The 22,812-nt window shown below is 69.9% G+C and carries 25 protein-coding genes; 15 read left to right on the plus strand and 10 right to left on the minus strand.

Annotated features, from left to right (window positions below; all coding sequences use genetic code 11):
* Nucleotides 1-150: 150 nt before the first annotated feature.
* Nucleotides 151-1,068, plus strand: coding sequence for a PhzF family phenazine biosynthesis protein (locus tag HZS55_RS08820; RefSeq protein WP_179911317.1), 918 nt, complete (start codon nucleotides 151-153; stop codon nucleotides 1,066-1,068).
* A gap of 194 nt (nucleotides 1,069-1,262) precedes the next feature.
* Nucleotides 1,263-3,584 (plus strand): phosphoenolpyruvate synthase, encoded by a 2,322-nt coding sequence (gene ppsA, locus HZS55_RS08825; protein ID WP_179911318.1) that lies wholly within the window; start codon nucleotides 1,263-1,265, stop codon nucleotides 3,582-3,584.
* On the opposite strand, the gene HZS55_RS08830 is transcribed toward ppsA, so the two are convergent.
* The 3 genes from HZS55_RS08830 to HZS55_RS08840 form a co-directional block, all read right to left on the minus strand.
* Nucleotides 3,585-4,010: a type II toxin-antitoxin system VapC family toxin gene (locus tag HZS55_RS08830; RefSeq protein WP_179911319.1), complete on the minus strand. Its 426-nt coding sequence runs from the start codon at nucleotides 4,008-4,010 to the stop codon at nucleotides 3,585-3,587.
* On the minus strand, nucleotides 4,007-4,276 hold the full coding sequence (locus HZS55_RS08835) for an AbrB/MazE/SpoVT family DNA-binding domain-containing protein (protein ID WP_179911320.1): 270 nt from the start codon (nucleotides 4,274-4,276) through the stop codon (nucleotides 4,007-4,009). Before HZS55_RS08835 ends, HZS55_RS08830 begins: the two co-directional genes overlap by 4 nt.
* A 76-nt stretch (nucleotides 4,277-4,352) precedes the next feature.
* Nucleotides 4,353-5,096 (minus strand): SDR family oxidoreductase, encoded by a 744-nt coding sequence (locus HZS55_RS08840; protein ID WP_179911321.1) that lies wholly within the window; start codon nucleotides 5,094-5,096, stop codon nucleotides 4,353-4,355.
* A gap of 192 nt (nucleotides 5,097-5,288) precedes the next feature.
* Here HZS55_RS08840 and HZS55_RS08845 point away from each other — a divergent pair, with 192 nt between their 5' ends.
* The 6 genes from HZS55_RS08845 to HZS55_RS08870 all read left to right on the plus strand — a co-directional run bounded on the left by HZS55_RS08845 (nucleotide 5,289) and on the right by HZS55_RS08870 (nucleotide 9,037).
* Nucleotides 5,289-5,690, plus strand: coding sequence for a DUF7344 domain-containing protein (locus HZS55_RS08845; RefSeq protein WP_179911322.1), 402 nt, complete (start codon nucleotides 5,289-5,291; stop codon nucleotides 5,688-5,690).
* A complete protein-coding gene (locus HZS55_RS08850) occupies nucleotides 5,680-6,420 on the plus strand; it encodes a DICT sensory domain-containing protein (protein WP_179911323.1) in 741 nt (246 codons plus the stop codon). Before HZS55_RS08845 ends, HZS55_RS08850 begins: the two co-directional genes overlap by 11 nt.
* A 54-nt stretch (nucleotides 6,421-6,474) precedes the next feature.
* Complete coding sequence (gene mfnA / locus HZS55_RS08855) at nucleotides 6,475-7,524, plus strand: tyrosine decarboxylase MfnA (RefSeq protein WP_179911324.1); 1,050 nt, start codon at nucleotides 6,475-6,477, stop codon at nucleotides 7,522-7,524.
* A 53-nt stretch (nucleotides 7,525-7,577) separates the two neighbouring features.
* The gene (locus HZS55_RS08860) at nucleotides 7,578-8,147 is read left to right on the plus strand and encodes a YqaA family protein (RefSeq protein ID WP_179911325.1); all 570 of its coding nucleotides are present in this window, start codon (nucleotides 7,578-7,580) and stop codon (nucleotides 8,145-8,147) included.
* Nucleotides 8,148-8,250: 103 nt separating this feature from the next.
* Nucleotides 8,251-8,538: a winged helix-turn-helix domain-containing protein gene (locus HZS55_RS08865; protein ID WP_179911326.1), complete on the plus strand. Its 288-nt coding sequence runs from the start codon at nucleotides 8,251-8,253 to the stop codon at nucleotides 8,536-8,538.
* A gap of 196 nt (nucleotides 8,539-8,734) precedes the next feature.
* Nucleotides 8,735-9,037: a hypothetical protein gene (locus HZS55_RS08870; protein ID WP_179911327.1), complete on the plus strand. Its 303-nt coding sequence runs from the start codon at nucleotides 8,735-8,737 to the stop codon at nucleotides 9,035-9,037.
* 26 nt (nucleotides 9,038-9,063) lie between these two features.
* On the opposite strand, the gene HZS55_RS08875 is transcribed toward HZS55_RS08870, so the two are convergent.
* Nucleotides 9,064-9,201: a hypothetical protein gene (locus HZS55_RS08875; protein ID WP_179911328.1), complete on the minus strand. Its 138-nt coding sequence runs from the start codon at nucleotides 9,199-9,201 to the stop codon at nucleotides 9,064-9,066.
* A gap of 484 nt (nucleotides 9,202-9,685) precedes the next feature.
* On the opposite strand from HZS55_RS08875, the gene metG reads away from it, so the two are divergent.
* Nucleotides 9,686-11,803: a methionine--tRNA ligase gene (gene metG / locus HZS55_RS08880; RefSeq protein ID WP_179911329.1), complete on the plus strand. Its 2,118-nt coding sequence runs from the start codon at nucleotides 9,686-9,688 to the stop codon at nucleotides 11,801-11,803.
* A gap of 39 nt (nucleotides 11,804-11,842) precedes the next feature.
* On the opposite strand, the gene HZS55_RS08885 is transcribed toward metG, so the two are convergent.
* Together HZS55_RS08885 and HZS55_RS08890 are read right to left on the minus strand one after the other, a co-directional pair.
* Nucleotides 11,843-13,471 carry a hypothetical protein gene (locus HZS55_RS08885; protein ID WP_179911330.1) on the minus strand — a complete coding sequence of 543 codons (1,629 nt, stop codon included), beginning with the start codon at nucleotides 13,469-13,471 and terminating at the stop codon, nucleotides 11,843-11,845.
* Nucleotides 13,472-13,574: 103 nt separating this feature from the next.
* A complete protein-coding gene (locus tag HZS55_RS08890) occupies nucleotides 13,575-14,339 on the minus strand; it encodes an ABC transporter ATP-binding protein (protein WP_179911331.1) in 765 nt (254 codons plus the stop codon).
* Between the two features lie 271 nt (nucleotides 14,340-14,610).
* Here HZS55_RS08890 and HZS55_RS08895 point away from each other — a divergent pair, with 271 nt between their 5' ends.
* From HZS55_RS08895 to HZS55_RS08910, 4 genes are all read left to right on the plus strand, one after another.
* Nucleotides 14,611-15,057, plus strand: a complete 447-nt coding sequence (locus HZS55_RS08895) for a DUF7312 domain-containing protein (protein WP_179911332.1) — start codon at nucleotides 14,611-14,613, stop codon at nucleotides 15,055-15,057.
* 74 nt (nucleotides 15,058-15,131) lie between these two features.
* Nucleotides 15,132-15,782, plus strand: a complete 651-nt coding sequence (locus tag HZS55_RS08900; protein ID WP_179911333.1) for an NfeD family protein — start codon at nucleotides 15,132-15,134, stop codon at nucleotides 15,780-15,782.
* Between the two features lie 124 nt (nucleotides 15,783-15,906).
* A complete protein-coding gene (locus HZS55_RS08905; protein WP_179911334.1) occupies nucleotides 15,907-17,124 on the plus strand; it encodes an SPFH domain-containing protein in 1,218 nt (405 codons plus the stop codon).
* A gap of 215 nt (nucleotides 17,125-17,339) precedes the next feature.
* Nucleotides 17,340-17,942: a winged helix-turn-helix transcriptional regulator gene (locus tag HZS55_RS08910; protein WP_179911335.1), complete on the plus strand. Its 603-nt coding sequence runs from the start codon at nucleotides 17,340-17,342 to the stop codon at nucleotides 17,940-17,942.
* A 97-nt stretch (nucleotides 17,943-18,039) separates the two neighbouring features.
* On the opposite strand, the gene HZS55_RS08915 is transcribed toward HZS55_RS08910, so the two are convergent.
* The 4 genes from HZS55_RS08915 to HZS55_RS08930 all read right to left on the minus strand — a co-directional run bounded on the left by HZS55_RS08915 (nucleotide 18,040) and on the right by HZS55_RS08930 (nucleotide 20,605).
* Nucleotides 18,040-18,291 (minus strand): DUF7123 family protein, encoded by a 252-nt coding sequence (locus tag HZS55_RS08915; RefSeq protein ID WP_179911336.1) that lies wholly within the window; start codon nucleotides 18,289-18,291, stop codon nucleotides 18,040-18,042.
* Between the two features lie 219 nt (nucleotides 18,292-18,510).
* Nucleotides 18,511-18,906: a TRAM domain-containing protein gene (locus HZS55_RS08920; protein ID WP_179911337.1), complete on the minus strand. Its 396-nt coding sequence runs from the start codon at nucleotides 18,904-18,906 to the stop codon at nucleotides 18,511-18,513.
* Between the two features lie 105 nt (nucleotides 18,907-19,011).
* Nucleotides 19,012-19,746, minus strand: a complete 735-nt coding sequence (locus HZS55_RS08925; protein ID WP_179911338.1) for a YkgJ family cysteine cluster protein — start codon at nucleotides 19,744-19,746, stop codon at nucleotides 19,012-19,014.
* Nucleotides 19,747-19,810: 64 nt separating this feature from the next.
* Nucleotides 19,811-20,605, minus strand: coding sequence for an MBL fold metallo-hydrolase (locus tag HZS55_RS08930; protein WP_179911339.1), 795 nt, complete (start codon nucleotides 20,603-20,605; stop codon nucleotides 19,811-19,813).
* A gap of 126 nt (nucleotides 20,606-20,731) precedes the next feature.
* On the opposite strand from HZS55_RS08930, the gene HZS55_RS08935 reads away from it, so the two are divergent.
* Both HZS55_RS08935 and truD read left to right on the plus strand, forming a co-directional pair.
* The gene (locus HZS55_RS08935) at nucleotides 20,732-21,256 is read left to right on the plus strand and encodes a hypothetical protein (protein ID WP_179911340.1); all 525 of its coding nucleotides are present in this window, start codon (nucleotides 20,732-20,734) and stop codon (nucleotides 21,254-21,256) included.
* Between the two features lie 95 nt (nucleotides 21,257-21,351).
* Nucleotides 21,352-22,782 (plus strand): tRNA pseudouridine(13) synthase TruD, encoded by a 1,431-nt coding sequence (truD, locus tag HZS55_RS08940; RefSeq protein ID WP_179911341.1) that lies wholly within the window; start codon nucleotides 21,352-21,354, stop codon nucleotides 22,780-22,782.
* Nucleotides 22,783-22,812 lie beyond the last annotated feature (30 nt).

Consider the following 22,812-nt stretch of genomic DNA (forward strand, 5'->3'; position numbering starts at 1 on the left):
AGCCTCCGGGGGCTTTCACGCTGTTGTCGGCAGTACCGAGAGCGCGGTGCGGTGCAGTTGCGGTCGCCGCGCCGTCGGCGTCCGCCATACGAACGTCCCCACCACGCACACCCGGCTCTTTATTGCGGACGTGACCGACAGGGTGAGCACATGACCGAGACCCGTCGCGTCCAGCTCGTCGACGCGTTCACGACGGAACCGATGGCCGGCAACCCGGCGGGGGTCGTCCCCGAGGCGGCCGACTTGGCCGACGACCAGATGGCAGCCATCGCGTCGGAACTCGGCGCGAGCGAGACGGCGTTCGTCCGTCCGAGCGACGAGGCCGACCACCGGCTGCGCTACTTCACGCCCGAACGGGAGGTCGACCTCTGCGGCCACGCCACCGTCGCGGCGTTCGCGTCGCTGTTCGACCGCGACGAGCTCGCCGACGGCACCTACGCCGTCGAGACCGAGGTCGGAGTCCTCGACGTGGAGGTCGAAGCCGACGGCACCGTCTGGCTCACGCAGTCGCCGCCGGAGATCCGTGAGGTCGACGTGGAGATCGAAACGGCGGCCGACGCCCTGGGTCTCGACACCGCGGCGCTGTCGGAGGTCGGCGAGGACCTGCCCATCGCCCGCGCCTCGACCGGCCTCCCGTTCCTCGTCGTTCCGGTGGGGTACTTCGAGCAGCTCTCGGCGGTCGACCCCGACCTGGCCGCTATCGAGGCGCTCTGCGAGGAGACGGACACCGAAGGGCTGTACGCGTTCACCTTCGACACGCTGGAGGGCGAGGCGACCCTGCACGGACGGTCGTTCGCGCCGCTGGCCGGCATCCCCGAGGACCCCGTCACCGGCACGGCGAGCGGCGCGGTGGGCGCCTATCTGCGCTACCAGGCCGCCCTCGACGCCGAGGACCCGCTGGTCTTCGAACAGGGCCACTTCCTCGACCGCCCGGGCCGGGTGCTGGTCGACACCCGCGAGGGCGAGGAGGGCTCGACCGCACCGCGGGTCGGCGGCCGCGCGGTCACGACGCTCGACGGCGACCTCACCGTCCCGGAGAGCGACGACGACGACATCATCGAGGCCTGATCCGGGCCGGTGAGGCGACCGACCGTGGGACGACCGACGGCGTGCGACCGCCGCCCGTGGGAGGGCGTCACGGGTACTCGGAAGCGAAACAATTTTCCATAGAACGGCGTCGTTACCGCCTCTAGCGCAAGATACTTATCGGCACCAGTGCCGGAAAGTTCTTGGGTATCCTCGGCGACACTGTGGGTACGGTCATGGCATTACTCTGGCTGGACGACGTTACGGCCGAGGACTTCGACTCGGTCGGTGGCAAAGGCGCATCCCTGGGGGAGCTGACATCGGCGGGTCTGCCCGTTCCACCCGGGTTCGTCGTGACGGCCGAGACGTACCGGTCGTTCATCGAGGAGACCGGCATCGACGAGGAACTGTTCGAGGCCGTCGACGTCTCCGTCGACGACTCCCAGGCGCTGGCGCGGGCCGCGGAACGCGCCCAGGAGCTCATTCAGGAGACCGAGATGCCCGACTCGATCCGCGAGGAGATCCTCGCGGCCTACGACTCCGTCGAGGACGGCGAGGCCTCCGTGGCGGTCCGCTCGTCGGCGACGGCCGAGGACCTGCCCGACGCGTCCTTCGCCGGCCAGCAGGAGACGTTCCTCAACGTCACTCGCTCGGACCTGCTCGACAAGGTCCGGGACTGCTGGGCCTCTCTTTTCACCCAGCGCGCTATCTACTACCGTCAGGAACAGGGCTTCTCCCACGACGTGGTCAACATCGCCGTCGTCGTCCAGCTGATGGTCGACGCCGAGAAGAGCGGTGTCATGTTCACGAGCCACCCAACCACCGGCGCCCCGCAGGCGATCATCGAGTCCGCGTGGGGCCTGGGCGAGGCCGTGGTTTCGGGCGCCGTCTCCCCCGACAAGTACGTCCTCGACCGCGAGACGGGCCAGCTTCGCGACGCCACCGTCGCCACCAAGAAGGTCATGCACGTCCGCGACGAGGAGACCGGCGAGACCATCGAGCGTCCGGTCCCCGAGGACAAGCGCGACGAGCAGGTCCTCTCCGAGGAAGAGCTGGACCGGCTGGTCGGCCTCGGCGACGAGATCGAGTCCTACTACGGCGACCCCCAGGACGTGGAGTGGGCCATCGCCGACGGGGAGCTGTACGTCCTGCAGTCCCGACCGATCACCACCATCGACGAGGACGCCGAGGAAGTCGAAGGCGCCTCCAACGGCGTCGGTGACGTGGCGGGCGTCGCCGACGGCGGCGCGGCCGCCGACTCCGGCGGTGGCGGGAGCGCCGGCGACGGCAACGTCGTCTTCTCCGGCATCGGCGCCAGCCCCGGCCGCGTCTCCGGGCCGGCCCGGATCGTGCGGAAGCTCGACCACCTCGACAAGGTCGAGGAGGGCGACGTCATCGTCGCCGAGATGACCACCCCCGATATGGTGCCGGCGATGAAACGCGCCACCGGCATCGTCACCGACGAGGGCGGCATGACCAGCCACGCCGCCATCGTCTCCCGCGAACTCGGCGTCCCCGCCATCGTCGGCACCGAGCAGGGCTCGGAGACGCTCCACGACGGCCAGGTCGTCACCATCGACGGCGACAAGGGCACCGTCGAGCAGGGCGACGCCACCGGCGGCGACGAGCGCGAACCCGTCGAGGAGGTCCGCCCGCAGGCGCCGGTCAAGCCGATGACCGCGACGGAGGTCAAGGTCAACGTCTCCATCCCGGACGCGGCCGAGCGCGCGGCCGCCACCGGCGCCGACGGCGTCGGGCTCCTGCGGATGGAGCACATGATCCTCTCGACGAACAAGACGCCCGAACGGTACATCGCCGACCACAGCGCCGACGAGTACGTCTCCGAGATCGTCGACGGGGTGCGCGGCGTCGCTGAGGCGTTCTACCCCCGGCCCGTCCGCGTGCGCACGCTCGACGCGCCCACCGACGAGTTCCGACAGCTCGAGGGCGGCGCCGACGAGCCCGCCGAACACAACCCGATGCTGGGCTACCGGGGCATCCGCCGCAGCCTCGACCGCCCCGATCTCTTCGCCCACGAACTCGCCGCCTTCCGCCGGCTGTTCGAGCTGGGCTACGACAACGTCGAGATCATGTTCCCGCTGGTCAACGACGCCGAGGACGTGCTGCGGGCCCGCCGGCTCATGGAGCAGGAGGGCATCGACCCAGACAAGCAGGACTGGGGCGTGATGATCGAGACGCCCGCCGCCGCGCTCGGCGTCGAGGCGATGGCCGACGCGGGCATCGACTTCGTCTCCTTCGGCACGAACGACCTCACGCAGTACACCCTCGCCGTCGACCGCAACAACGGCCGGGTCGCCGACCGCTTCGACGAACTGCACCCCTCGGTGCTGAAGCTCATCAGCGAAACCATCGAGACCTGCCGCGAGGCCGGCGTCGCCACGAGCATCTGCGGCCAGGCCGCCTCGAAACCCGAGATGGTCGACCACCTCGTCAACGAGGGCGTCACCTCCATCTCCGCGAACATCGACGCCGTCCGCGACGTGCAACACGAGGTCAAGCGCGTCGAGCAGAAGCTGCTGCTCGACAACGTGCGCTGATCAGAACGGGTCGTCGGGCGTCGCCAGCCGGGTGACCCCCTCCACCGCGTCGAAGTCGTCGTCGAAGGAGTAGAGGTACTCGATCCCCTCCCGTTGCATGTACGCGACGATCGTCGCATCACCGAACGCCAGCCCGTCGTACGTCTCGAAGAGGTCGACCGCCCGGTCGTAGTCTTTGCGCGGCGCGTGGTGGATCTCGAACCCCGCCGATTCGTTCAACGCGGTGTACAGCGCCGTCGCCGCCCCGTGTCGTCGGCGCCCGTGAATCCAGTTCAGTGTCTCCAGCACGACGTAGTTCGTGACGCGCCCAACCGGGAGCGTCTCGCGGTCGATACCGTCGACGATCGCGGTCGCAGTGTCGTGGTGCTGGTCGTCCGCGTCGGCTCGCCCGACGAGCACGCTCGTGTCGACGGCGGCGGTCCTCACGCGTCCTCCGAGAACTCGTGGTCGCCCTCGTGACCCGCGACATCGTGCGTTTCGAGGCCGTCACCGCCCATCGGGACGGCTTCGAAATCGTCGAACGCCCCGCGTCGCTGCTTGACGACCTCGACGACGAGTTCTCCCCCCTCGTCGACGTCCCACCGCAGTTTGTCACCCGCTTCGATGTCGAGCCGCCGACGGAGCGATGCCGGCACCGTGACCATCCCCCGGTCGTTCACCTTCGTCTCTTCCGGGGCGTCACCAGTCGCCATATCCGTCGGTAGTAGCTCCGAGCGAATACATGTTCCGCCACATGTGTTTCACGGTCCGTCCGACCGCGGCGATGTATTAGAAGAACGTCAGCTTGTCCCGGCGATACAGATCCATCTCGGAGACCATCGAGGGGTCCTGCTTCGCGGCGAAGCGGACGGCGTCTGCGATCTCGGTCGGTTCGGAGGCCTCGCCCGCCTCGAAGCGCTCCTCGAAGGACTCGCCGCTCTCGCTGGCGAACTCGCTGCGGACCTCGGCGGGGTTGATGGTCGTGACGGCCACGTCGTCGGCACCCACATCGGCGGAGACGCTCTTGGCGAACCCGCGGACCCACCACTTCGAGGCGGCGTAGACGGGGTTGAACGGTCGGGGGTACTGCCCGGCGAAGCTACCGATGAAGACCACCGTGCCGGACGACTCCCGCAGGTGGGGCAGCGCCGCGCGCGTCGCGAAGAAGTAGCCGTCGACGTTGACCTCCATCATCGTGCGGTAGTCCTCCGTCGAGAGGTCGTCGACGCCGTCGCCGGCGACGACGCCGACGTTGTTGACCAGCAGGTCGAGGCGGCCGAACTCCGTGACCGTCTTCTCGACCAGCGCGTCGACGGCGTCCTCGCTGCGGACGTTCGTCGGGACGACCAGCGTCTCGACGCCGTAGGCGTCTTCCAGATCGGCGGCGATCGATTCGAGACGCTCCTCGCGGCGGGCCGCCAGGGCCACGTCGGCACCGTCTTCGGCCAGCGCGTGGGCCGTCGCTTCGCCGATGCCGGAGCTGGCGCCGGTAACGATCACCGCCTGTCCGTCCAGGGACTGCTCGGTCGACATAGCGCCCGCTAGGAGGGCCGCCGTTATAAGTGTCGGTAGTCGGGTCGACCGGCGGCACCGTCGCTGGGCCCCCGGAACCGACCGACAACTCGGGGCAGTGCGAGACTCTGGATCAACCATACGTAGCCGTTACAGAGCCTGATGGGAGGGTTCCCCAATAGATATTTCACTGCGGGGGGCGGAAACGTAACTATGAGAAATGATGATGGGGGAGACGCATCTCGCCTGTTCGGGGCGCTCGCCGACCGGAACAGACGCGTCGTCCTGTACTACCTGCGGGAACACGAGTCGGCGTCGCTCGAAACCTTCGCGGATCTGGTGACCGGCTGGACCGAGGCGGGGCCGGGGCCCGACCGGTCGGTCGCTCACGACGACGTGCGGATCGGGCTCCACCACGTCCACCTGCCGGCGCTCGACGCGGCGGGACTCCTCGAGTACGACCCGGACGGGGGCCGGGTCGCGCTCGCCGAACTCTCGGCGGCCGAAGCGGCGGTCCTCGACGCGGCGATGCGGGCCGACGCGACCGACGCGGCCGTCGACCTCGAACGCCTGCTCGCTGCGGCCGGCGGCGCGGGAGCCGACGATGGCGGCTGACGACGGCCCGCCGCTCCGCGAGTTGCGCGACCGCGCGCGCGGCCCGCCGAAGACGGTCACGACCTTCGGTCCGGAGCCGTCCGACGACCTGGCGGCCGTCCTCGACCGGTTCGACGCCGAGCTGGTCCACGAGTCGCTACCGATCCCCGAGAGGTCGGGCTACCTCGTGGTCAAACGCGGCGAGGAGTACCTCGGCGCCGTCTCCGCGGCGGCGTTCGACGAACTCCGTGACCCGTCTGACGACCCGCCCTGGAACGCCGGCGACTCGGCGTCGGCGTACCGCGACCTGGTCGCGCTGCTCTCGGGGGCGTCCTACGAGATGGACGACAGGGGCCGACTGGTCGCGACCGCCCGCGAGATCGAGGACCGCGCCTGGCGGACCGGTCGCGGGGTCCTCTACGTGACCTTCCAGTCGCTGTCGGCCTTCGAGGGCCAGGTCTCGATGTACGAGCAGCTCGTGGGGACGACGGAGCTCGCGGTCGCGGTGTACGGCGACCCGGACTGGGAGCCGCCGGCCATCGACGGCGTCGAGATCCGGCGCGACGAGACGGGGGAACTCAGCGACTTCTGGGTCGTCGCCTTCGACGGCGCCGGCGCGGACGACGCGAAGTGCGCGATGATCGCCGAGGAGGAGTCGCCGGGGACCTACGCCGGCGTCGTGACGTACGACCCGGCAGTCGTCGACGACCTGACGGCGTACCTCGGCGACGTGGCCGCCTCGGACCCCTGAACGACCGGTTCCGACACCGCAGGAGCTAAACGAGTCGCTCCCCTGATAGCGGGTATGCAGCTGGCCGAGCCGCAGGATTTCGAGCGCGTCCTGTCGTCGATGTGTACCGAACCCCACCCCGCGGCTCGGGAGGCGGCCGAACGATTCCTCGCGACCAACCCCGGCGACCCCGGCACCTACGAGAGCGTCGCCGCCCTGGAGGAGCGCGCCGTCGACCTGCTGGGCGAGGTGACCGGCCACCCCGACCCCGAGGGCTACGTCGCCAGCGGCGGCACCGAGGCCAACATCCAGGCCGTCCGCATCGCCCGCAACCGCGGCGATACCGACGACCCCAACGTCGTCGCCCCCGCGAGCGCGCACTTCTCTTTCACCAAGGCCGCCGACGTGCTCGACGTGGAGTACCGGACCGCACCGACGACCGACCACCGCGCCGACCCCGCGGCGATGGCCGAACTCGTCGACGACGACACCGTCTGCGTCGTCGGCGTCGCCGGGTCGACGGAGTACGGCTACGTCGACCCGATCCCCGAACTCGCCGAACTCGCCCACGAAGTCGACGCGCTGTGTCACGTCGACGCCGCCTGGGGCGGGTTCGTCCTCCCCTTTACCGACCACGTGTGGGGCTTCGACGACACCGCTGTGGACACGCTGACGATCGACCCGCACAAGATGGGCCAGGCCGCCATCCCAGCCGGCGGGCTCCTGGTGCGGGACCGGTCGCTGCTGGACGAACTCGCTATCCGGACCCCCTACCTGGAGTCCACGTCGCAGGTGACGCTCACCGGGACGCGCAGCGGCGCGGGGGTGGCGAGCGCCGTCGCGGCGATGGAGACGCTGTGGCCGGAGGGCTACCGCGAGCAGTACGACCGGTCGATGGACAACGCCGAGTGGCTGGCCGACCAGCTCGCCGCGCGCGGACACGACGTGGTCGAACCGGACCTGCCGCTGGTGGCCGCCGACCTGTCGGTACCGATGACCGAGGAGCTGCGCTCGCGGGGCTGGCGGGTCGCCAAGACCGGCGCCGACGAGATGCGCGTCGTCTGCATGCCCCACGTCACCCGCTCGATGCTGCGCTCGTTCGTCGCGGATCTGGACTGGTACTGAGCTACGTAGTGCAAATATGAAAGTTTACGATACCCCGCGCGTTACCGGCGGTCGTGTTCCCCGCCGAGGTCCCCGCGCTCCTGCTGGGTAGTACCTGTAGCGATCCCTCCGGGACCCTCGTCGAGGCCGTCTGCACCGCGACGGGACCCCCGGGTCTGCTCATCGTCCTGGTCTACTCGTTCCTGATCACGTTCATCCTCCCGCTGCCCTCGGAGATCGTCCTCCCGCTGGCCGACCAGCTCCGGCTGGGGCTGCCGCTGTGGGCGAACCTGACGGTGGTCGTCCTCGTCGCCAGTATCGGGAAGGCCGGCGGGAGCGTCTTCGCGTTCCACATCGGTCAGGAGGCCAAAGAGTCCGGCCCCGTCATCCGGTGGCTGCGGCGCTCGCGGTTCGACGTCATCGAGTGGTCCCAGACGAAGGTCGTCCAGCTCTCGAAGAAGTACGGCTACGCCGGCCTCGCGCTCGCGCTGTCGGTCCCCGCCTTCCCGGACACCCTCTCCGTCTACGCCTTCTCCGTCCTCGAAGACGACTACCTGAAGTTCGCCGCGGCCACCTTCGTCGGGAGCGTCGGCCGATTCCTCGTCTGGATCGTCGTCGTCCGTGGCGGCGTCGCGAGCCTGTGAACCGGCTCCGAGGACCCCGAACGAGGGCCCTCCGAACCGGCCGTCGTCGCCGTCCCTCGCCGCCGCCGGTGCGCTTACAAGGGGTCCGGGCCACCTTCGGGTAATGGAAGGGGTGCTGTGGTACGTGTTCGCCAGCACCCGCGGGGGAGAGAACCGCGCGCGCATCCTCCGTGCGATAGACGAGCGACCGCGCAACGCCAACCAGCTCGCCGAGGATCTGGACCTCGACTACACCACCGTCCGACACCATCTGGAGGTACTGGAGGACAACAACGTCGTCGAGGCCAGCGGCGACGACTACGGCGCCGTCTACCTCCCGACCGACCAGTGTCGGGCCAACTGGGACACCGTCGAGGAGGTCCTCGCGACCGTTCTGGAGGACGACTCATGAGCCACCGACAGCAAGACAGCCGACCGACCGACCCGCCGACCGACCGATCGCGAGCCGACGATCCGCCGACCGGCGGCCCGCCGGACGACCGACCGCCGGCTCCGGAGGCGCCAGCGACCCGACGGCCGGCCGGGCCGCGGAGTCGGGAGACAATTTGGACAGGGTATTTCCCGGCCCATCGCAAAGGGAGTCAGCAATGACGCTGTGGTTCGAGGCCGCCCGGCTCGCCGTGGTCGGCAACGTCGCGCTGCTGGTCGGCCTGACCGCGGTCTGGGGGCGCAACTACCGCGCCTACGGCGCCAACCACACGCTCGGACTGCTCGTCTTCGCCGGCTTCCTCCTCGCGGAGAACCTCCTCGCGGTCTACCTGCTGTACTTCCACGGCACCTTCCACGGCTGGGTCTACTCGGCCGCGCCCGTCGCCCAGCGCGGCATGATGGCGCTCAACGTCCTCGAACTGTTCGCGCTCGCCTTCCTCGCGAAGATAACCTGGGAGTGAGCGAGAGGGGTTGTCGTACTCGCTTCTCAGTCCCGCTCGATAGTAGACTCGACCGCAGGCAACAGCGGGCGATGAAAGCCCTCGGCCCGCTCGCGGTCGCTGAGCGGCATATCAGCGCTCTCTGCACCGCCCGCGCGGATAGTGGCCCGCTCAGGCGACTGCATAAACGCGAGCGGGCCTCGCCCTTTCAGTCCACCAGGACAGCACCGCGACCACTCCGCACGGCACCGCAGACGGCCACACACCTCCCCAGCCGATTCGGTGCTCGTCGCGTCGCTCCTGCGCGCCTCATCCCTCGCACGGCTTCGTCGCGGCACGGAGGCCGCGACAGCGCGCGCCACCGCACCTGATCGGGAGGTTCCGAACCGACACGGCAAGATTTTTGCCGCGAGGGGGCGGAGAGGGGAGTGAGATGGCAGTTCCGTCCACCCGCCGTATGCGTATGCGCACCTCCTTCTAGCGCCGGGTGGACCCTTCGCACCGCCGCGGGCTCATACCCCCAGTCGGGCCGACCTGCCCGACCGGTGCAACGGGGAAGGCCGGTCTCCGACCGCACCGTCAGTCCACCAGTGATCGGACCCCGAACGACACGATCCACGATGACAGCGAACCACCGCGTTAAAGAGCCGACTGGAGGTATCGCATAGTATGAGCCACGACGACTTCCCCACGGAGGATCCCGCGGTCGTGACCTGCGGGTTGCCCTACGCCAACGGCGACCTGCACATCGGCCACCTGCGGACGTACGTCGGCGGCGACGTGCTCTCGCGGGCGCTGCGAACGCTCGGCCAGGAGACCGCCTTCGTCTCCGGGTCGGACATGCACGGCACGCCCATCGCCGTCCAGGCCGCCGAACAGGGCGTCGACCCCGAGGAGCTGGCGCTGGGCTATCACGAACAGTACGAGGAGACGTTCCCGCGGTTCGACGTCGAGTTCGACAACTACGGCCACACCCACGACGAGACGAACCGGGCGATGACGAAGTCGTTCGTCGAGTCGTGGATCGACGGCGACCACGTCCACGAGAAGGAGATCAAGGTCGCCTACGACCCCGACGCCGACCAGTGGCTGCCCGACCGCTTCGTCGAGGGGACCTGCCCTCACTGCGGCGCGAACGCCCGCGGCGACGAGTGCGACGACGGCTGTCAGCGCCACCTCGAACCGGGCGAGATCGAAGACCCCGTCAGCGCGATCACCGGCAACCCCGCCGAGTACCGCACTCGCGAACACAAATTCCTGGCACTCTCGGACTTCCAGGAGTACCTGCAGGGCTTTATCGACCGCCTCGAGGGCACCGACAACGCGCGCAACCAGCCCCGCGAGTGGATCGAGGGCGAACTCGAGGACCTGTGTATCACCCGCGATCTGGACTGGGGCGTCGACTACCCCGGCGACGACGGCGGCCAGGACCTCGTGCTGTACGTCTGGGTCGACGCGCCCATCGAGTACGTCTCCTCGACCAAGCAGTACACCGAACGGGTCGGGAGCGACGAGTACGACTGGGAGGCCGTCTGGAAGAACCACGGCACCGACGACCGCCCCGACGGCGGCGAAATCGTCCACATCATCGGCCAGGACATCATCCAGCACCACACCGTCTTCTGGCCGGCCATGCTGCGGGGCGCCGACTTCAACGAGCCGCGCGCCGTGGTCGCCAGCGGGTTCATGAACCTCGACGGCGACGCCTTCTCGACCAGCCGAAATCGTGCCATCTGGGCCCGGGAGTTCCTCGATGAAGGGTTCCACCCCGACACGCTGCGGTACTACCTCACCACGGTCGGGGGCTTCCAGGACGAGATCGACTTCTCCTGGGACCGCTTCCGCGAGCGGGTCAACGGCGAACTGGTGGGGAACGTCGGCAACTTCGCCTACCGCTCGCTCCTCTTCGCGGAGCGCAACTTCGGCGGCACGCCCGAGACCGACGTGTCGAGCGAGGTCCGCGAGCGTATCGAGGAGGCCGTCGACGAGTTCGAAGCGGCCATCAACGACTACTCGGTGCGCAAGGCCACCCAGGCCGCCGTCGACCTGGCCGGCTTCGGTAACGAGTACATCCAGCGCCACGAGCCGTGGAACTTAGACGAGGACGAGGCCGCGCCGGTCGTCCGCGACTGCGTCCAGGTCGCCAAGGCCGTCGCCGTCCTCGTCTCCCCGGCCACGCCCGACACCGCCGAACGTCTCTGGGACCAGCTCGAGGAGGACGGGTCGGTCGCCGAGGCCACGCTCGACGCCGCGCTGGAAGCGCCGCCCGCCGACTTCGGCGAGCCAACCGAGCTGTTCGAGAAGATCGACGAGGAGCGCGTCGAGGAACTCAACCGGAAACTCGACGAGCGCGTCGAGGCGGTCGCGGCGGAGACCGACGACGGCGACGCCGACGGTGACGCCGGAACCGAAACCGACGAGGCCGCCGAGAGCGAGGAGGAAAGTATGGACGTAGAAGCCCTCGCCGAGGAACGCATCGGCTTCGACGATTTCGAGGAGATCGACATCCGCGTCGGACGGGTCGAATCGGCCGAGCCCATCGAGGACTCGGACAAGCTCGCCCGGCTGGAGGTCGACATCGGCCTGGAGACCCGACAGGTCGTCGCCGGCATCAAACAGTTGCACGACCTCGGCGAACTCCCCGGGACGAAGGTCGTCCTGCTGGCGAACATGGAGAAGGCGGAGCTGTTCGGCGTCGAGTCCAACGGCATGGTGCTCGCGGCGGGCGAGGAGGCCGACCTGCTGACCACCCACGGCGACGCCGAGCCCGGGACGAAGATCCGGTAGAGAGCGGCAGGCGGTCGCCTCGTTTTCGTCTCTCGTTTCTCACTCGACGTGGTAGCCGCTCACCCGTCGCACCGCGAGGAGGTACGCCGCCGGCACGGCCGCGGCGAGGACGACGGCGACGCCCAGCGCGACCCGTTCGAGCCCGGCGACCGACAGCGAGAGGCCGAAGGGGAGCCGGGGGGCGAGCAGCGAGTGGATCACCAGCCGGTAGAGTTCGTCGGAGAGGACGCCGGCGGCGCTGACGCCGAGGGTGGCCAGGATCGAGTACAGCGCGAAGGCGGCCTTGCTCGGCGGCGTCGCCGTCCGGTCGGCGGTCACGTCGATGCCGTCGAACCGGGGGAACCGCGCGCCGATGGCGGCCGCGACGACAGCGCCGGCGGCGACGACGACGAGCGCGAGCGCCGCGAAGCCGACGGCTTCGCCCGTCGAGCGCCCGCTGGCTCGGGCGGCCACGCCGGTCAGCACCGCCACGGCGGGTGCGACCGGAGCCACGGCCGCGAGGACGTGCCCGTGGACGACCTCGCGGCCGCTCGCGCGGGAGGTCAGGAGACCGGGCAGGGTCGCCCCCTGGTTGCCGAGGAGGTTGAGCGGCGCGGCGACGCCGGCCGCCCACGCGCCGTACAGCATCGCGAACCACGGCGCGTACGACGGGACCGTCCCGGTCGCGAGCGCCCCTTCGACCATCGGCAGCGCGAACAACAGCGGGACCGCCGCGAACAGCAACTGCAGCGGCGCCCGGTAGGCCCGCACGAGCGTCGTCGCCGCGACGCCGACGGTCCCCTGGCGGCGACAGACGAGCCCCAGAACGTCGCCGAGTCGACTCGACCCAGTGACGGGAGCCGGCCGTCCGGCGACGGACGCCGACTCCGGACCGGGTTCGGTCTCGTCGGCGGTGTCGCGCTGGTCGTCGGCGAACCACGCGAACTCGGCCGCGCGGACCGTCGCGAGGACGCCCACGGGGACGACGGCGACCGCGAGGCCGAGCGCGGCCGCGGCGCCGACGAGCGAGGCGCCGGCGCCCGGCGTCGTGACCAGCGCGAGGTCGCCCAGCCAGGCGAGTGGCGGGCCGCGCAACACGGGCGAGAGGGCGTCGACGACCGCGGGGAGGTGCCCGGCGAACGAGACCCAGAAGTACGCGACCACGACGACCGCACCGATGACGGGTTTGAGCCGCGAGAGCCACTTCGATCGGCGGATGACCCCCTTCAGCGCCAGTCCGGTGGGGTAGCCGATCGCCATCGCGCTGGCCAGCAGGGCGACGGTCGCGCCGGCGCCGCCGACCAGCACCAGCGGCGTGCCGGCGCCGACGGCCAGGCCGGCGAACCCGACCCCGAACGGGATGGCCACGTACGGGACGTAGCCGACGGCGTTCATCAGGAGCAGCCCGCCCGCGACGTCTTTCGGCGGTCGGATCGTCAACATCCCGGCGGGCTCGTCGATCTCGCCGTAGGAGCCGACGCCGGCGACGACGCCCATCGCGAGGACGAACACCCAGCCGCTGGCGACGAGCAGGGTGACCGTCGCGGCCGGTCCGGCGTCGCCGCCCGCGAGCGTCGCGCCCCAGCCGCTCGCCGCGTCGAACGCGATCGGGAGCACCGCCAGGATGGCGAGCGCCCCCAGCGCGACCATCGCGAGCCACACGTCCTGGGCGCGGATCCGCCGGACCATCCGCCGCAACTCGACCCGCGCGATCGTCGCGCTGACCGACGGCGACGGGAACCGTCCGCGCCGACTCGCCGACGCGGGTCGCGCTCCCGCCGACGGCGTCGACTCAGGCCTCGACTCGTTCGTCTGGGACATCCTCGTCCTCCGTAATGTCGAGGAACGCGGTTTCGAGGTCCGTCTCGCCGTCGTCGCGGGCGCGCCGTTTCAGTTCGTCCGTGGGCCCCTCGGCGACGAGCTCCCCGTCGTCGATGACGCCGACGGTGTCGGCCAGCTCGTCGACGACCGAGAGGACGTGCGACGAGAGGAAGACGGTCACGTCGCGCTCGGCGACCGCCGCGACCGTGTCGCGCATCGTCCGCGCGGCCCGGGGGTCGAGCCCGCTCGTCGGCTCGTCGAGAAAGACCACCTCGGGGTCGCCCAGGAGCGCGGCGATGGCGCCGACCTTCTTGCCCATCCCCGTCGAGTAGGTGCCGATCCGGCGGTCGGCGTCGTCCGCCAGGTCGAACCGCGCGAGCAGGTCGTCGATGCGTTCGCCGGCCTCGTCGGGCTGGAGCTCGTGGAGTCGCGCTACGTATCTCAGGTGTTCGCGGCCGGTCAGCTCGTCGAACACCGGCGGGTCCGCCGGCAGGTAGCCGATCCGATCGGTCAGCGCGGGGCGGTCGTCGACGGCGGCGCCCGCGACCGTCGCGGTCCCCTCGGTCGGTCGGGTGAGCCCGGTCAGCATCCGCATCGTCGTCGTCTTTCCGGCCCCGTTGGGGCCGAGGAAGCCGTACACGTCGCCCGCGGGGATCGACAGCGACAGGTCCGAGACCGCCAGCTCCTCGCCGTAGCGCTTCGTCAGCCCGTCGGCCACGACGGCCGGGTCGGTCACCGTCGGTCACCTCCGGGACTCGCGGTCCGGGTCCGACCCGGTTCGCGTCCGGTCGACTCGCGTTCGGCTCTCGACTGCGGTGGGGTAGACGGCGGAGCGCGCCGCGGCCACCGCGGTTCTGCTGGAGGGCAGGTTCGCATACCTCGGATCCGGGCCTCCGAAAGCAAAAAGTATTGGCGAACGACGTTTCTGTTCGAAGTCCGACAGTATCGGCTGTCTCGGGCGTCGGGCGACGACAAGCCCTATTGGCCGCCGGCCGTTACGGGCGGCCATGGCAGACGACGCCGGGACCGAGGACGACGAGGAGGAGTGGCGGTTCTCCGTCGACGAGGTGGGCGACGACACCGGCGACGTGGACGAGGCCGACGCGCTCGACGACGGGAGCGACGGCTGGGACGTGACCGTCGGCGACGAAGACGACGACGGCCCGACGGTCGCGTTCGGCGGAACCGAGTCCGAGTCCGAGTCCGAGTCCGAACGTGGCGGTCAGGGAGAGGGCGAGGGCGGCAACGTCGCCGGGTCGGTGACGCCGGATCTGCCGGTCGAGTCGGACACGCCTAGCCTGGAGAGCGCAGTGTTCGTCGCCGCCGGCGCCCTGCTGGTCCTGCTGGTGTTCGCCAGCGTCGTCACGCCGCTGACGCCGCCGACGGTCGGCGGGATCACGCTGGGCGTCGCCGCCGTGACGGCGGTCCTCTACGCGGTGTTCGTGCGGTTCTGACCGCGTCCCGACCGACCGGACGCCGAGACCGGTGCGAGGGGAAGTGTTTTCGGGTAGGCGACCGAATCTCCGATATGATCGAGTGGATCGGGCAGACCTCGGTCCTGTCGTGGATCGGGGCGAACCTCCCACTGTTCCTCCTGCTCGCGGGCGCGGCGCTGACCATCGCGGAGGCGTTCGCCCCCGGAGCGCACTTCATGGTCCTCGGCGTGGCCCTGTTGGTCGCCGGACTCGTCGGCCTGCTGCTCCCGCCCGGACTGGGCGTGCTCGCGCCGCTGATCCTCGCCGGACTGGTCGTCGCGGCGGGAGCGGGCACCTTCTACGTCTACCGCCAGTTCGACTTCTACGGCGGCAAGGGCGGCCCCCAGACCAGCGACTCCGACTCGCTGCGCGGCGAGACCGGTCGGGTCACCGAGCGGATCACCGAGACCGAAGGCGAGGTGAAACTCGACGAGGGCGGGTTCAACCCCTACTACCGCGCCAAGAGCGTCGACGGCGAGATCGAGGAGGGCACCGAGGTGATGGTCGTCGACCCCGGCGGCGGCAACGTCGTCACCGTCGAACCCCTCACCGGCGGGACCGACGAGATCGACCGCGAACTCGCCCGCGAACGCCGACGGAGTTCGAGCCCGTCGCCGGACGGCGACGGGAGCGAAGACCGCGACGGGATCCAGGCGGACCGCGACACCGACGACGAACGCGAGTTCGAGACCGACCCGGCCTGAGCCGACCCGGACGTTCCGAACCGAGTCGACCCGCGGCCCCGCCGTTCGCGACCGCCGTACCGCGGCCCGGCATCTGTGGTCGCTCACCCAACACTTTTGACGGGGTGGGACGAAGTTTGATCGCATGATCCCCGTACCAGTGTTGCAGAGTCTCGGTGGCGCCCTTCCGATCGTGGCGGTCATCCTGCTGTTGCTCGCGGTCGTGATGGTGTACCAGATGGTGGAGATCGTCAACGCCTACGAGAAGCGGGCGCTGACGGTGTTCGGCGAGTACCGCAAGCTCCTCGAACCCGGCATCAACTTCGTGCCGCCGTTCGTCTCGAAGACCTACGCCTTCGACATGCGGACCCAGACGCTGGACGTGCCGCGCCAGGAAGCGATCACCCGTGACAACTCCCCCGTCACGGCGGACGCCGTCGTCTACATCAAGGTGATGGACGCCAAGAAGGCGTTCCTCGAAGTGGACAACTACAAGAAGGCCGTCTCCAACCTCGCCCAGACGACGCTGCGGGCGGTGCTGGGTGACATGGAACTCGACGACACGCTCAACAAGCGCCAGGAGATCAACGCGAAGATCCGCAAGGAACTGGACGAACCCACCGACGAGTGGGGGATCCGCGTCGAGAGCGTCGAGGTCCGCGAGGTCAACCCCTCGAAGGACGTCCAGCAGGCCATGGAGCAACAGACCTCCGCCGAGCGCAAACGCCGCGCCATGATCCTCGAAGCGCAGGGTGAACGGCGCTCGGCCATCGAGCAGGCCCAGGGTGAGAAACAGTCCGACATCGTCCGCGCACAGGGGAAAAAGCAGAGCCAGATCCTCGAAGCGCAGGGCGACGCTATCTCGACGGTCCTCCGGGCGAAGTCCGCCGAGTCGATGGGCGAACGGGCCATCATCGACAAGGGCATGGAGACCCTGGAGAACATCGGTCAGGGCGAATCGACGACGTTTGTCATGCCCCAGGAACTCACCTCGCTGGTGGGCCGGTACGGCAAGCACCTCTCGGGCAGCGACGTGAACGAGATGGCGAAGGCCAACGGCGAGAACGAACTCGACAGCCTGAACTTCGACGCCGAGACGCGCGAACTCATCGGCCTCGACAACATCGAGGAGATCCTCGGCCAGATCGACGAGGAGGCCGAGGTCGACGTCGACGCGATGGAACAGGAGGCCCAGGCCATCAAGGAAGGCAAAGACGCGGCGAACATCCGCGACCCCGACGAAGTCATCGAGGAGATGGACGCCGAACAGGACCCGACCGGAAGTCCCGTCGGCGGTCCCGGCGGCGACGGGAGCGCTGCCAACACCGACGGCGAGCGCGAGCCCGAGACCGAGACGGAGTAAGTCCTCCCTGTCGGTTCGGATTCGGGGCCCGTACCACCTCCCGCTTCGGGTTCCGATCGCTTCCGAACCGGATACGTACCGGTATCTACTCCGTTAGTTCACCGCTAGCGACTCGTTCGTCGGAATTCGGCTCTCCGGGTGGCTCTCGGCGGTCCGAAGGCCGACGCCCCCGGTAGCCGAAGCCGTTTTACCACCCCACCGCCAAAAGACCCATAATGGCGCGAGAGGGGGACGTCGACGAGAGCAAGCGGGCGACGCTCCGTCGCTTCGCTGCCCTGGGGGCGACCAGTCCCTTCGTCGGGTTCGCGAAAGAGAGCGACAGCGACGCGCCCGACGCGCTGGTCGGGTACGTCGCCGCGACGCCCGGCGCGCACTTCTCGAAGATCCGCGACGACCTGCAACTGGGCACGGGGGAGACTCAGCACCACCTCCGCCGGCTGGAACGGGACGGTGCCGTCGAGAGCCGCGAGGACGGGGAGTACCGACGGTTCTTCCCCGCCGACCGCTTCTCCGAGTTCGAGCAGGTAGCGCTCGGTTACCTCCGGCGCGAGACCCCGCGAGGGATGGTCGTCGCGCTCCTGCGCGACCCCGAGGTGTCGGGCACCGCCCTCGCCGAGGAGCTCGGCGTCTCGGCGCCCACCGTCAGCAAGTACGCCAGCCAGCTGGAGGCGGCCGGGCTGCTCTCCCGCGAGGACGGCTACGCGCTGGAACGGCCCGAGACGCTCCTTCTGCTGCTCGTCCAGCACGCCGACTCCTTCGGTCCGGAGGCCGCCGACCTGGCCGCCGACGCCGACGACATCGTCACCTACGACCCCTGAGCGACTCGGGCAGACGAGCCCGGTCCGGGGTAGAACCGCCACCCGCCCAGCCACAGCCGTCGCTGGCGGGTGTGATAAAGCGCGAGAGTGAGTCCGCTCAGGCGGTGACTTTCCAGGTGGTCGACGAGGAGTAGCCCCACTTCTCCACGTCGAGGTCGGTGTCGCTGTTCTGGATGGTCGTCATGTTCGACCCGACCTCCTTGGCCGAGAGGTCGAGTTCGTCCCCGATGAGCCGCGACTTGAAGTACGTCTGCTGGTCGGCGTTGTCCCGGAGGTATCCCAGGATCCGGCGCTGTTTCTCGGTGAGGGTGAGTTGCTCGCCCGTCGCGCTCGCGGTGGTCGCGCTCATACTCACAGGGAGGTACCGTTCCCCTAAAGCGGGTTTGGTACGATCGGTAAACCCCGCCGCATTCTTGCGGTTGTCCGGCTCGACCGCGGCCGTAACGGGAGCCTACGGTGGGCTTCGAGGGGCGCGTTGGTGCCGTTGGTTAACCGGCCGTACCAGCCGCGGGGTCGCGACGGCCGTCGCTGTCGCGGCGGGAGACGACGGGGCGGTGGCCCCGGAGAACTACAGGTCCTCGTCGATGATCTCGCCGACGGCGAAGTTGGACTTGACCTCGGTGACCTCGACCTTGACGCGCTCGCCCACGTCGGCGCCGGGGACGATGATGACGTATCCGCGCTCGACGCGCGCGATGCCGTCGCCCTGTTTGCCGATGTCTTCGATCTCGACGTAACGGATCTCGCCGGCCTCGACCGGCGGCTGTGGCTCCGAGGGGACGTTGTCCTCGTCCGTGTCTTCGGCCCGTTCCACCTCCGAGGAGATGAGCGCGACGCGGTAGGTCTCCCCCGGATCGACTGCCCCCGTCTCGATCTCCCGTTTCGGCACCTCTACGACGTACCGGTCGCCGTCGTCCGACACGTCCGCACTGAACAGACACAGCAGCTTATCTGAGATTTCCACGATGTAGACCTCCGGGTGAGTCATAGACCCCCTGTTTTATGAAAGTATGCCAGCCCGATCCCGCCAGATCGGTCCGCGGAACCCGATCTGCGACGATCCCCGCGCTCACTCGATCTCCGACCCGTCCGAGCGCTTCGGGCCCTCCGAGTCGAAGACCACCACCTCGCCGGGGCCGCGCTCGATCGGTCGGTAGCTGTCCCGGACGGCGACCGCTTCCTCCAGCTCCCGGACCGCCCGCTGCTTGAGCGCCCGGGCCAGTTCCTCGGCCTCGTCGCGCGAGATGTCCCGACCCAGCCCCTCGCACTCGTGGGCGCGGACCATCCCCGCCTCGTCGACGGCCTCGCCCATCGGCTGGCTCGTCCCGCCGAGCGCGACGCTGAACGGGTAGGTCCGACAGACCAGCGGGCGGTCGCCGTGGACCGTGCAGGCGCCGACGCCCTCGTCGTCCTCGGCGTAGAACGTGCAGTCGCCGCAGTCGTCGGTCTGGAGCGCCCACTCGAAGGTCTCGCCCTGCGGGCCGTCCTCGCCCTCGACGAGCCCGTAGGGCATCGGCCGCGCCACGTCCCGCCAGTCGTAGTCGTCGGTCTCCTGTAGCTCGCGCACTTCGTCGGGGAACACGGTCGCGGTGTGGTCGTGGCCCTCGGCGTCTTCGCCCGCGGATCCGTCTCCCCGCTCGGCGGCGTCGCCCCCACCGTCTCCGCCGTCGCCCCCACAGCCCTCGACGGCCTTGCAGCAGGCGCCACAGCGGGTACACTCGAAGCCGATCGTCTCGATGGCGTCGGCCAGCTCGGACACGTCCAGGGCCTCGGCTCGCTCGCGCTCGGCTTCGAGACTCTCCATGGGCGAGCTACCGGGTCGACGGGCAAAAGCGCGTCGCGAGCGCGGCGTCGAACGGCGCCCTCCGCTACGCCGGTCGCGCTCGCTCGCCGTCCCACCGGACCGATCCCTCGACGGCGAGCGTTTCGAGGTGCGCGCGGACGGTCGCTTCGGCGAGGTCCCGGACTCCGGACAGGTCCTTCTCGTAGGCGGCGCTCGTGATGTCGGAGACGGTCTCGGCGCCCTCTTCGACCGCGTCGCGGACGCGACGCTCGCGATCCAGGCGATGACCGATCAGCCGCGCCGCGGTGTCGCGGACGGCCGCCCCCTCGACCGGCGGGCCGTGGCCCGGCAGGAGGCGGTCGGGGTTCATCGCGTGGACCCGTCGGAGGGAAGCGAGATACGCGCGCACGTCGCCCTCCGGTGCGCCGACGACGACGCTCCCCTCTGCGACCGCCAGGTCGCCGCCGAGCAGCACCGACTCGTCGCCGTCTTCGGTCGCGAACGCGGCGTGTTCGGGCGCGTGTCCGGGCGTGTCGACGACCCGGACGGGGCCGTCGCCGGTCTCGATCCGGGCCCCCTCGGCGACGGTCCGGTCGGGTTCGACGCCGGTCGCGGCTTCGAAGGCGTCCGCGCGACCGGTCCGGGCCCAGACGGTCGCGTCGCGTGCCTCGGCGTAGTCGGCGACTCGCCCCACGTGGTCCGGGTGATGATGCGTGACCGCGACGTGGCCGACGCCGCGGTCGGCCGCCAACTCGTCCAGCCGGTCGGTTCGAGCGGCGGGGTCGACGAGGAGCGCCGGGTCCGACCCGAGCACGTAGGCGTTCGTCTGCCCCGTTGGTGCGCGCGTCTCGACGGCGACCCCGACCCGGGTGACGTTCATCGTCCCCATCGAGGGACGCCCGCCACCTGTCCGTTTCGGGACCGTCCCCGGGGGAGGCCCCCGATATAAGCTTTCTGTCCCGGTGGATGCGACGCATTTACCAGTGGGGATCACTTCGTCGGGAGCGTGAAACGCACCTTGATCGCGGTCGCGCTGGTGGCGATGGTCGCACTGGCGGGCTGTTCGGCGCTGATCGGTAGCGATGCCGACACCGACCAGCCCGGAGCGACGGTGACCGACGACGGGGTGGCGCTCGAAGACGACAGCGCGGGCGCGACCGACGTGAACCAGACGCTTCGGCTGACGGTCGACGAGACGACGAACGGGAGCGAGTGGACCGCAATCGGCGCGACGTACCCGCGCGAGAACTTCACGGTCGACTCCGCCCAGCACGAGGAGATAATCCTCGGCGTGGACACCGACGCCGACGGCGAGTCGGAGCGCGAGTTCAACGAGAGCCACGTTAGCGGCGTCAACAACAACGCCTACTCCTTCGACGCGACGCTGGACACCGACTACACCCTCTCGGAGGGCGACGTGGTCGTCGTCGGCTACCCCGCCGTCGACAACCCCGACGAGCCCGGCGAGTACGAGGTCGACGTGCGCGTGAACGACGCGCAGAACGCGACGGCCACCGTCACCATCGAGTGACGGCCGCCGAGCGGTGACCGCTCGCGGGTCACGGCGAACCGGCGACCCGCGAGGGTCGACAGGCATTTACTCGCGCCCGGGCGACTCTCCGACAGATGCGCGAGGCACACCCCGTCGAGCGGGCGGTCGGGATGGCACACTACGTCAGCGACGCGCCCGGGGTCGGGGGGCGCCTCCGCGAGGCGCCCGAGGACTTCCGGGTCACCGAAGTCGAGGCGTTCGACGCCGAACCGCTCGACGCCGACGCCGGCGCCTACCCCAACGTGCTCGCGCGGGTCACCCTGCGGGGGTGGGACACCAACGACTTCGCGTCGGACCTCTCGGACCGGCTCGGGATCTCCCGCGAACGTGTCTCCTGGGCGGGCACGAAGGACAAACACGCCGTCACGACCCAGCTGTTCTCCGTCGGGAAGGGCGACCCCGAGGAGCTGCGAGCGGTCGAGATTCGCGACGCCGAGGTGGAACTGCTCGGCCGGACCGGCCGCCCCGTCCTGTTCGGCGACCTGGCCGGCAACGCCTTCGAGATCACCGTCTGCGGGGTCGACGAACCCGAGCACGCCGACGCGACCACCGCGGATCTGGTGGCGTTCGCGAGCGGGGGCGACACGCGGGAGCCGGCCGCCGAAACCGACGCCGACGAGCCCGCGACCGTCGGCGTCCCGAACTACTTCGGCCAGCAGCGCTTCGGCAGCAAGCGCCCGGTCACTCACGAGGTGGGCCTCGAAATCCTCCGCGGGAACTGGAAGGGCGCGGTGCTGGCCTACGTCGGCAATCCCGCCGAGCGCGAACCCGAGTCGACCCAGGAGGCCCGCCGCTACGTTCAGGAGACCGAGGACTGGGCGGGCGCGCTCGATAGGCTGCCGAAGCGGCTCGGATTCGAGCGGTCGATGTGTCACCGACTCGTCGAACGGCGGGACCGGCTGGGGAGCGAGGACGGCGACCTCGGCGACGAGGACTACCGCGCCGCGCTCGAAGCGGTCCCCTCCAATCTCCAGCGGCTGTTCGTCAACGCCGCCCAGTCGTACGCGTTCAACCGGATGCTCTCCGAGCGGCTGGAGCGAGGCCTGCCGTTCCACGAACCCGTCGCGGGCGACGTGGTGTGTTTCGCCGATCCGGACGCGCCGGAGGGCGTCGCGCTGCCCGACACCGACCGCACCCAGCGCGTGACCGAGGACCGGGTCCGGACGGTCCGTCGCCACTGCGAGCGCGGCCGCGCGTTCGTGACCGCGCCGCTGGTCGGCACCGAGACCGACCTCGCCGACGGCGAGGTGGGAGAGATCGAACGCGAGGTACTGGACGAGCTGGATCTGGACCCCGGCGACTTCGACCTGCCGGGCGAGTTCGAGTCGACCGGGACGCGGCGGGCGATCCTGGTGCGGACGGACCTGTCCGTCGACCGCGCCGCCCCCGACCGGGACGGCGACGACGCGAGCGACGCGCTCACCTTCGAGTTCACGCTCCCGAAGGGGAGCTACGCGACGGTCGTGCTGCGCGAGTACCTCAAGCGCGACCCCGACGACCTCTGAGAGCGGTCGACGGGGGCGCGTCGGACGCGC

The sequence above is a fragment of the Halosimplex rubrum genome, from assembly GCF_013415885.1.
Lineage (GTDB): Archaea > Halobacteriota > Halobacteria > Halobacteriales > Haloarculaceae > Halosimplex > Halosimplex rubrum.

What these genes read in the sequence shown, in the direction of transcription:
- HZS55_RS08870 (WP_179911327.1), top strand. Translation starts at nt 8,735, where the DNA reads ATGACGCTGTGGTTCGAGGCCGCCCGGCTCGCCGTGGTCGGCAACGTC.
- truD (WP_179911341.1), top strand. Translation starts at nt 21,352, where the DNA reads ATGCGCGAGGCACACCCCGTCGAGCGGGCGGTCGGGATGGCACACTAC.
- mfnA (WP_179911324.1), top strand. Translation starts at nt 6,475, where the DNA reads ATGCAGCTGGCCGAGCCGCAGGATTTCGAGCGCGTCCTGTCGTCGATG.
- HZS55_RS08850 (WP_179911323.1), top strand. Translation starts at nt 5,680, where the DNA reads ATGGCGGCTGACGACGGCCCGCCGCTCCGCGAGTTGCGCGACCGCGCG.
- HZS55_RS08885 (WP_179911330.1), bottom strand. Translation starts at nt 13,471, where the DNA reads ATGGTCCGGCGGATCCGCGCCCAGGACGTGTGGCTCGCGATGGTCGCG.
- HZS55_RS08865 (WP_179911326.1), top strand. Translation starts at nt 8,251, where the DNA reads ATGGAAGGGGTGCTGTGGTACGTGTTCGCCAGCACCCGCGGGGGAGAG.
- HZS55_RS08875 (WP_179911328.1), bottom strand. Translation starts at nt 9,201, where the DNA reads ATGCAGTCGCCTGAGCGGGCCACTATCCGCGCGGGCGGTGCAGAGAGC.
- HZS55_RS08835 (WP_179911320.1), bottom strand. Translation starts at nt 4,276, where the DNA reads ATGGCGACTGGTGACGCCCCGGAAGAGACGAAGGTGAACGACCGGGGG.
- HZS55_RS08915 (WP_179911336.1), bottom strand. Translation starts at nt 18,291, where the DNA reads ATGAGCGCGACCACCGCGAGCGCGACGGGCGAGCAACTCACCCTCACC.
- HZS55_RS08845 (WP_179911322.1), top strand. Translation starts at nt 5,289, where the DNA reads ATGAGAAATGATGATGGGGGAGACGCATCTCGCCTGTTCGGGGCGCTC.
- HZS55_RS08840 (WP_179911321.1), bottom strand. Translation starts at nt 5,096, where the DNA reads ATGTCGACCGAGCAGTCCCTGGACGGACAGGCGGTGATCGTTACCGGC.
- HZS55_RS08820 (WP_179911317.1), top strand. Translation starts at nt 151, where the DNA reads ATGACCGAGACCCGTCGCGTCCAGCTCGTCGACGCGTTCACGACGGAA.
- HZS55_RS08925 (WP_179911338.1), bottom strand. Translation starts at nt 19,746, where the DNA reads ATGGAGAGTCTCGAAGCCGAGCGCGAGCGAGCCGAGGCCCTGGACGTG.
- HZS55_RS08930 (WP_179911339.1), bottom strand. Translation starts at nt 20,605, where the DNA reads ATGAACGTCACCCGGGTCGGGGTCGCCGTCGAGACGCGCGCACCAACG.
- HZS55_RS08900 (WP_179911333.1), top strand. Translation starts at nt 15,132, where the DNA reads ATGATCGAGTGGATCGGGCAGACCTCGGTCCTGTCGTGGATCGGGGCG.
- HZS55_RS08910 (WP_179911335.1), top strand. Translation starts at nt 17,340, where the DNA reads ATGGCGCGAGAGGGGGACGTCGACGAGAGCAAGCGGGCGACGCTCCGT.
- HZS55_RS08905 (WP_179911334.1), top strand. Translation starts at nt 15,907, where the DNA reads ATGATCCCCGTACCAGTGTTGCAGAGTCTCGGTGGCGCCCTTCCGATC.
- ppsA (WP_179911318.1), top strand. Translation starts at nt 1,263, where the DNA reads ATGGCATTACTCTGGCTGGACGACGTTACGGCCGAGGACTTCGACTCG.
- HZS55_RS08895 (WP_179911332.1), top strand. Translation starts at nt 14,611, where the DNA reads ATGGCAGACGACGCCGGGACCGAGGACGACGAGGAGGAGTGGCGGTTC.
- metG (WP_179911329.1), top strand. Translation starts at nt 9,686, where the DNA reads ATGAGCCACGACGACTTCCCCACGGAGGATCCCGCGGTCGTGACCTGC.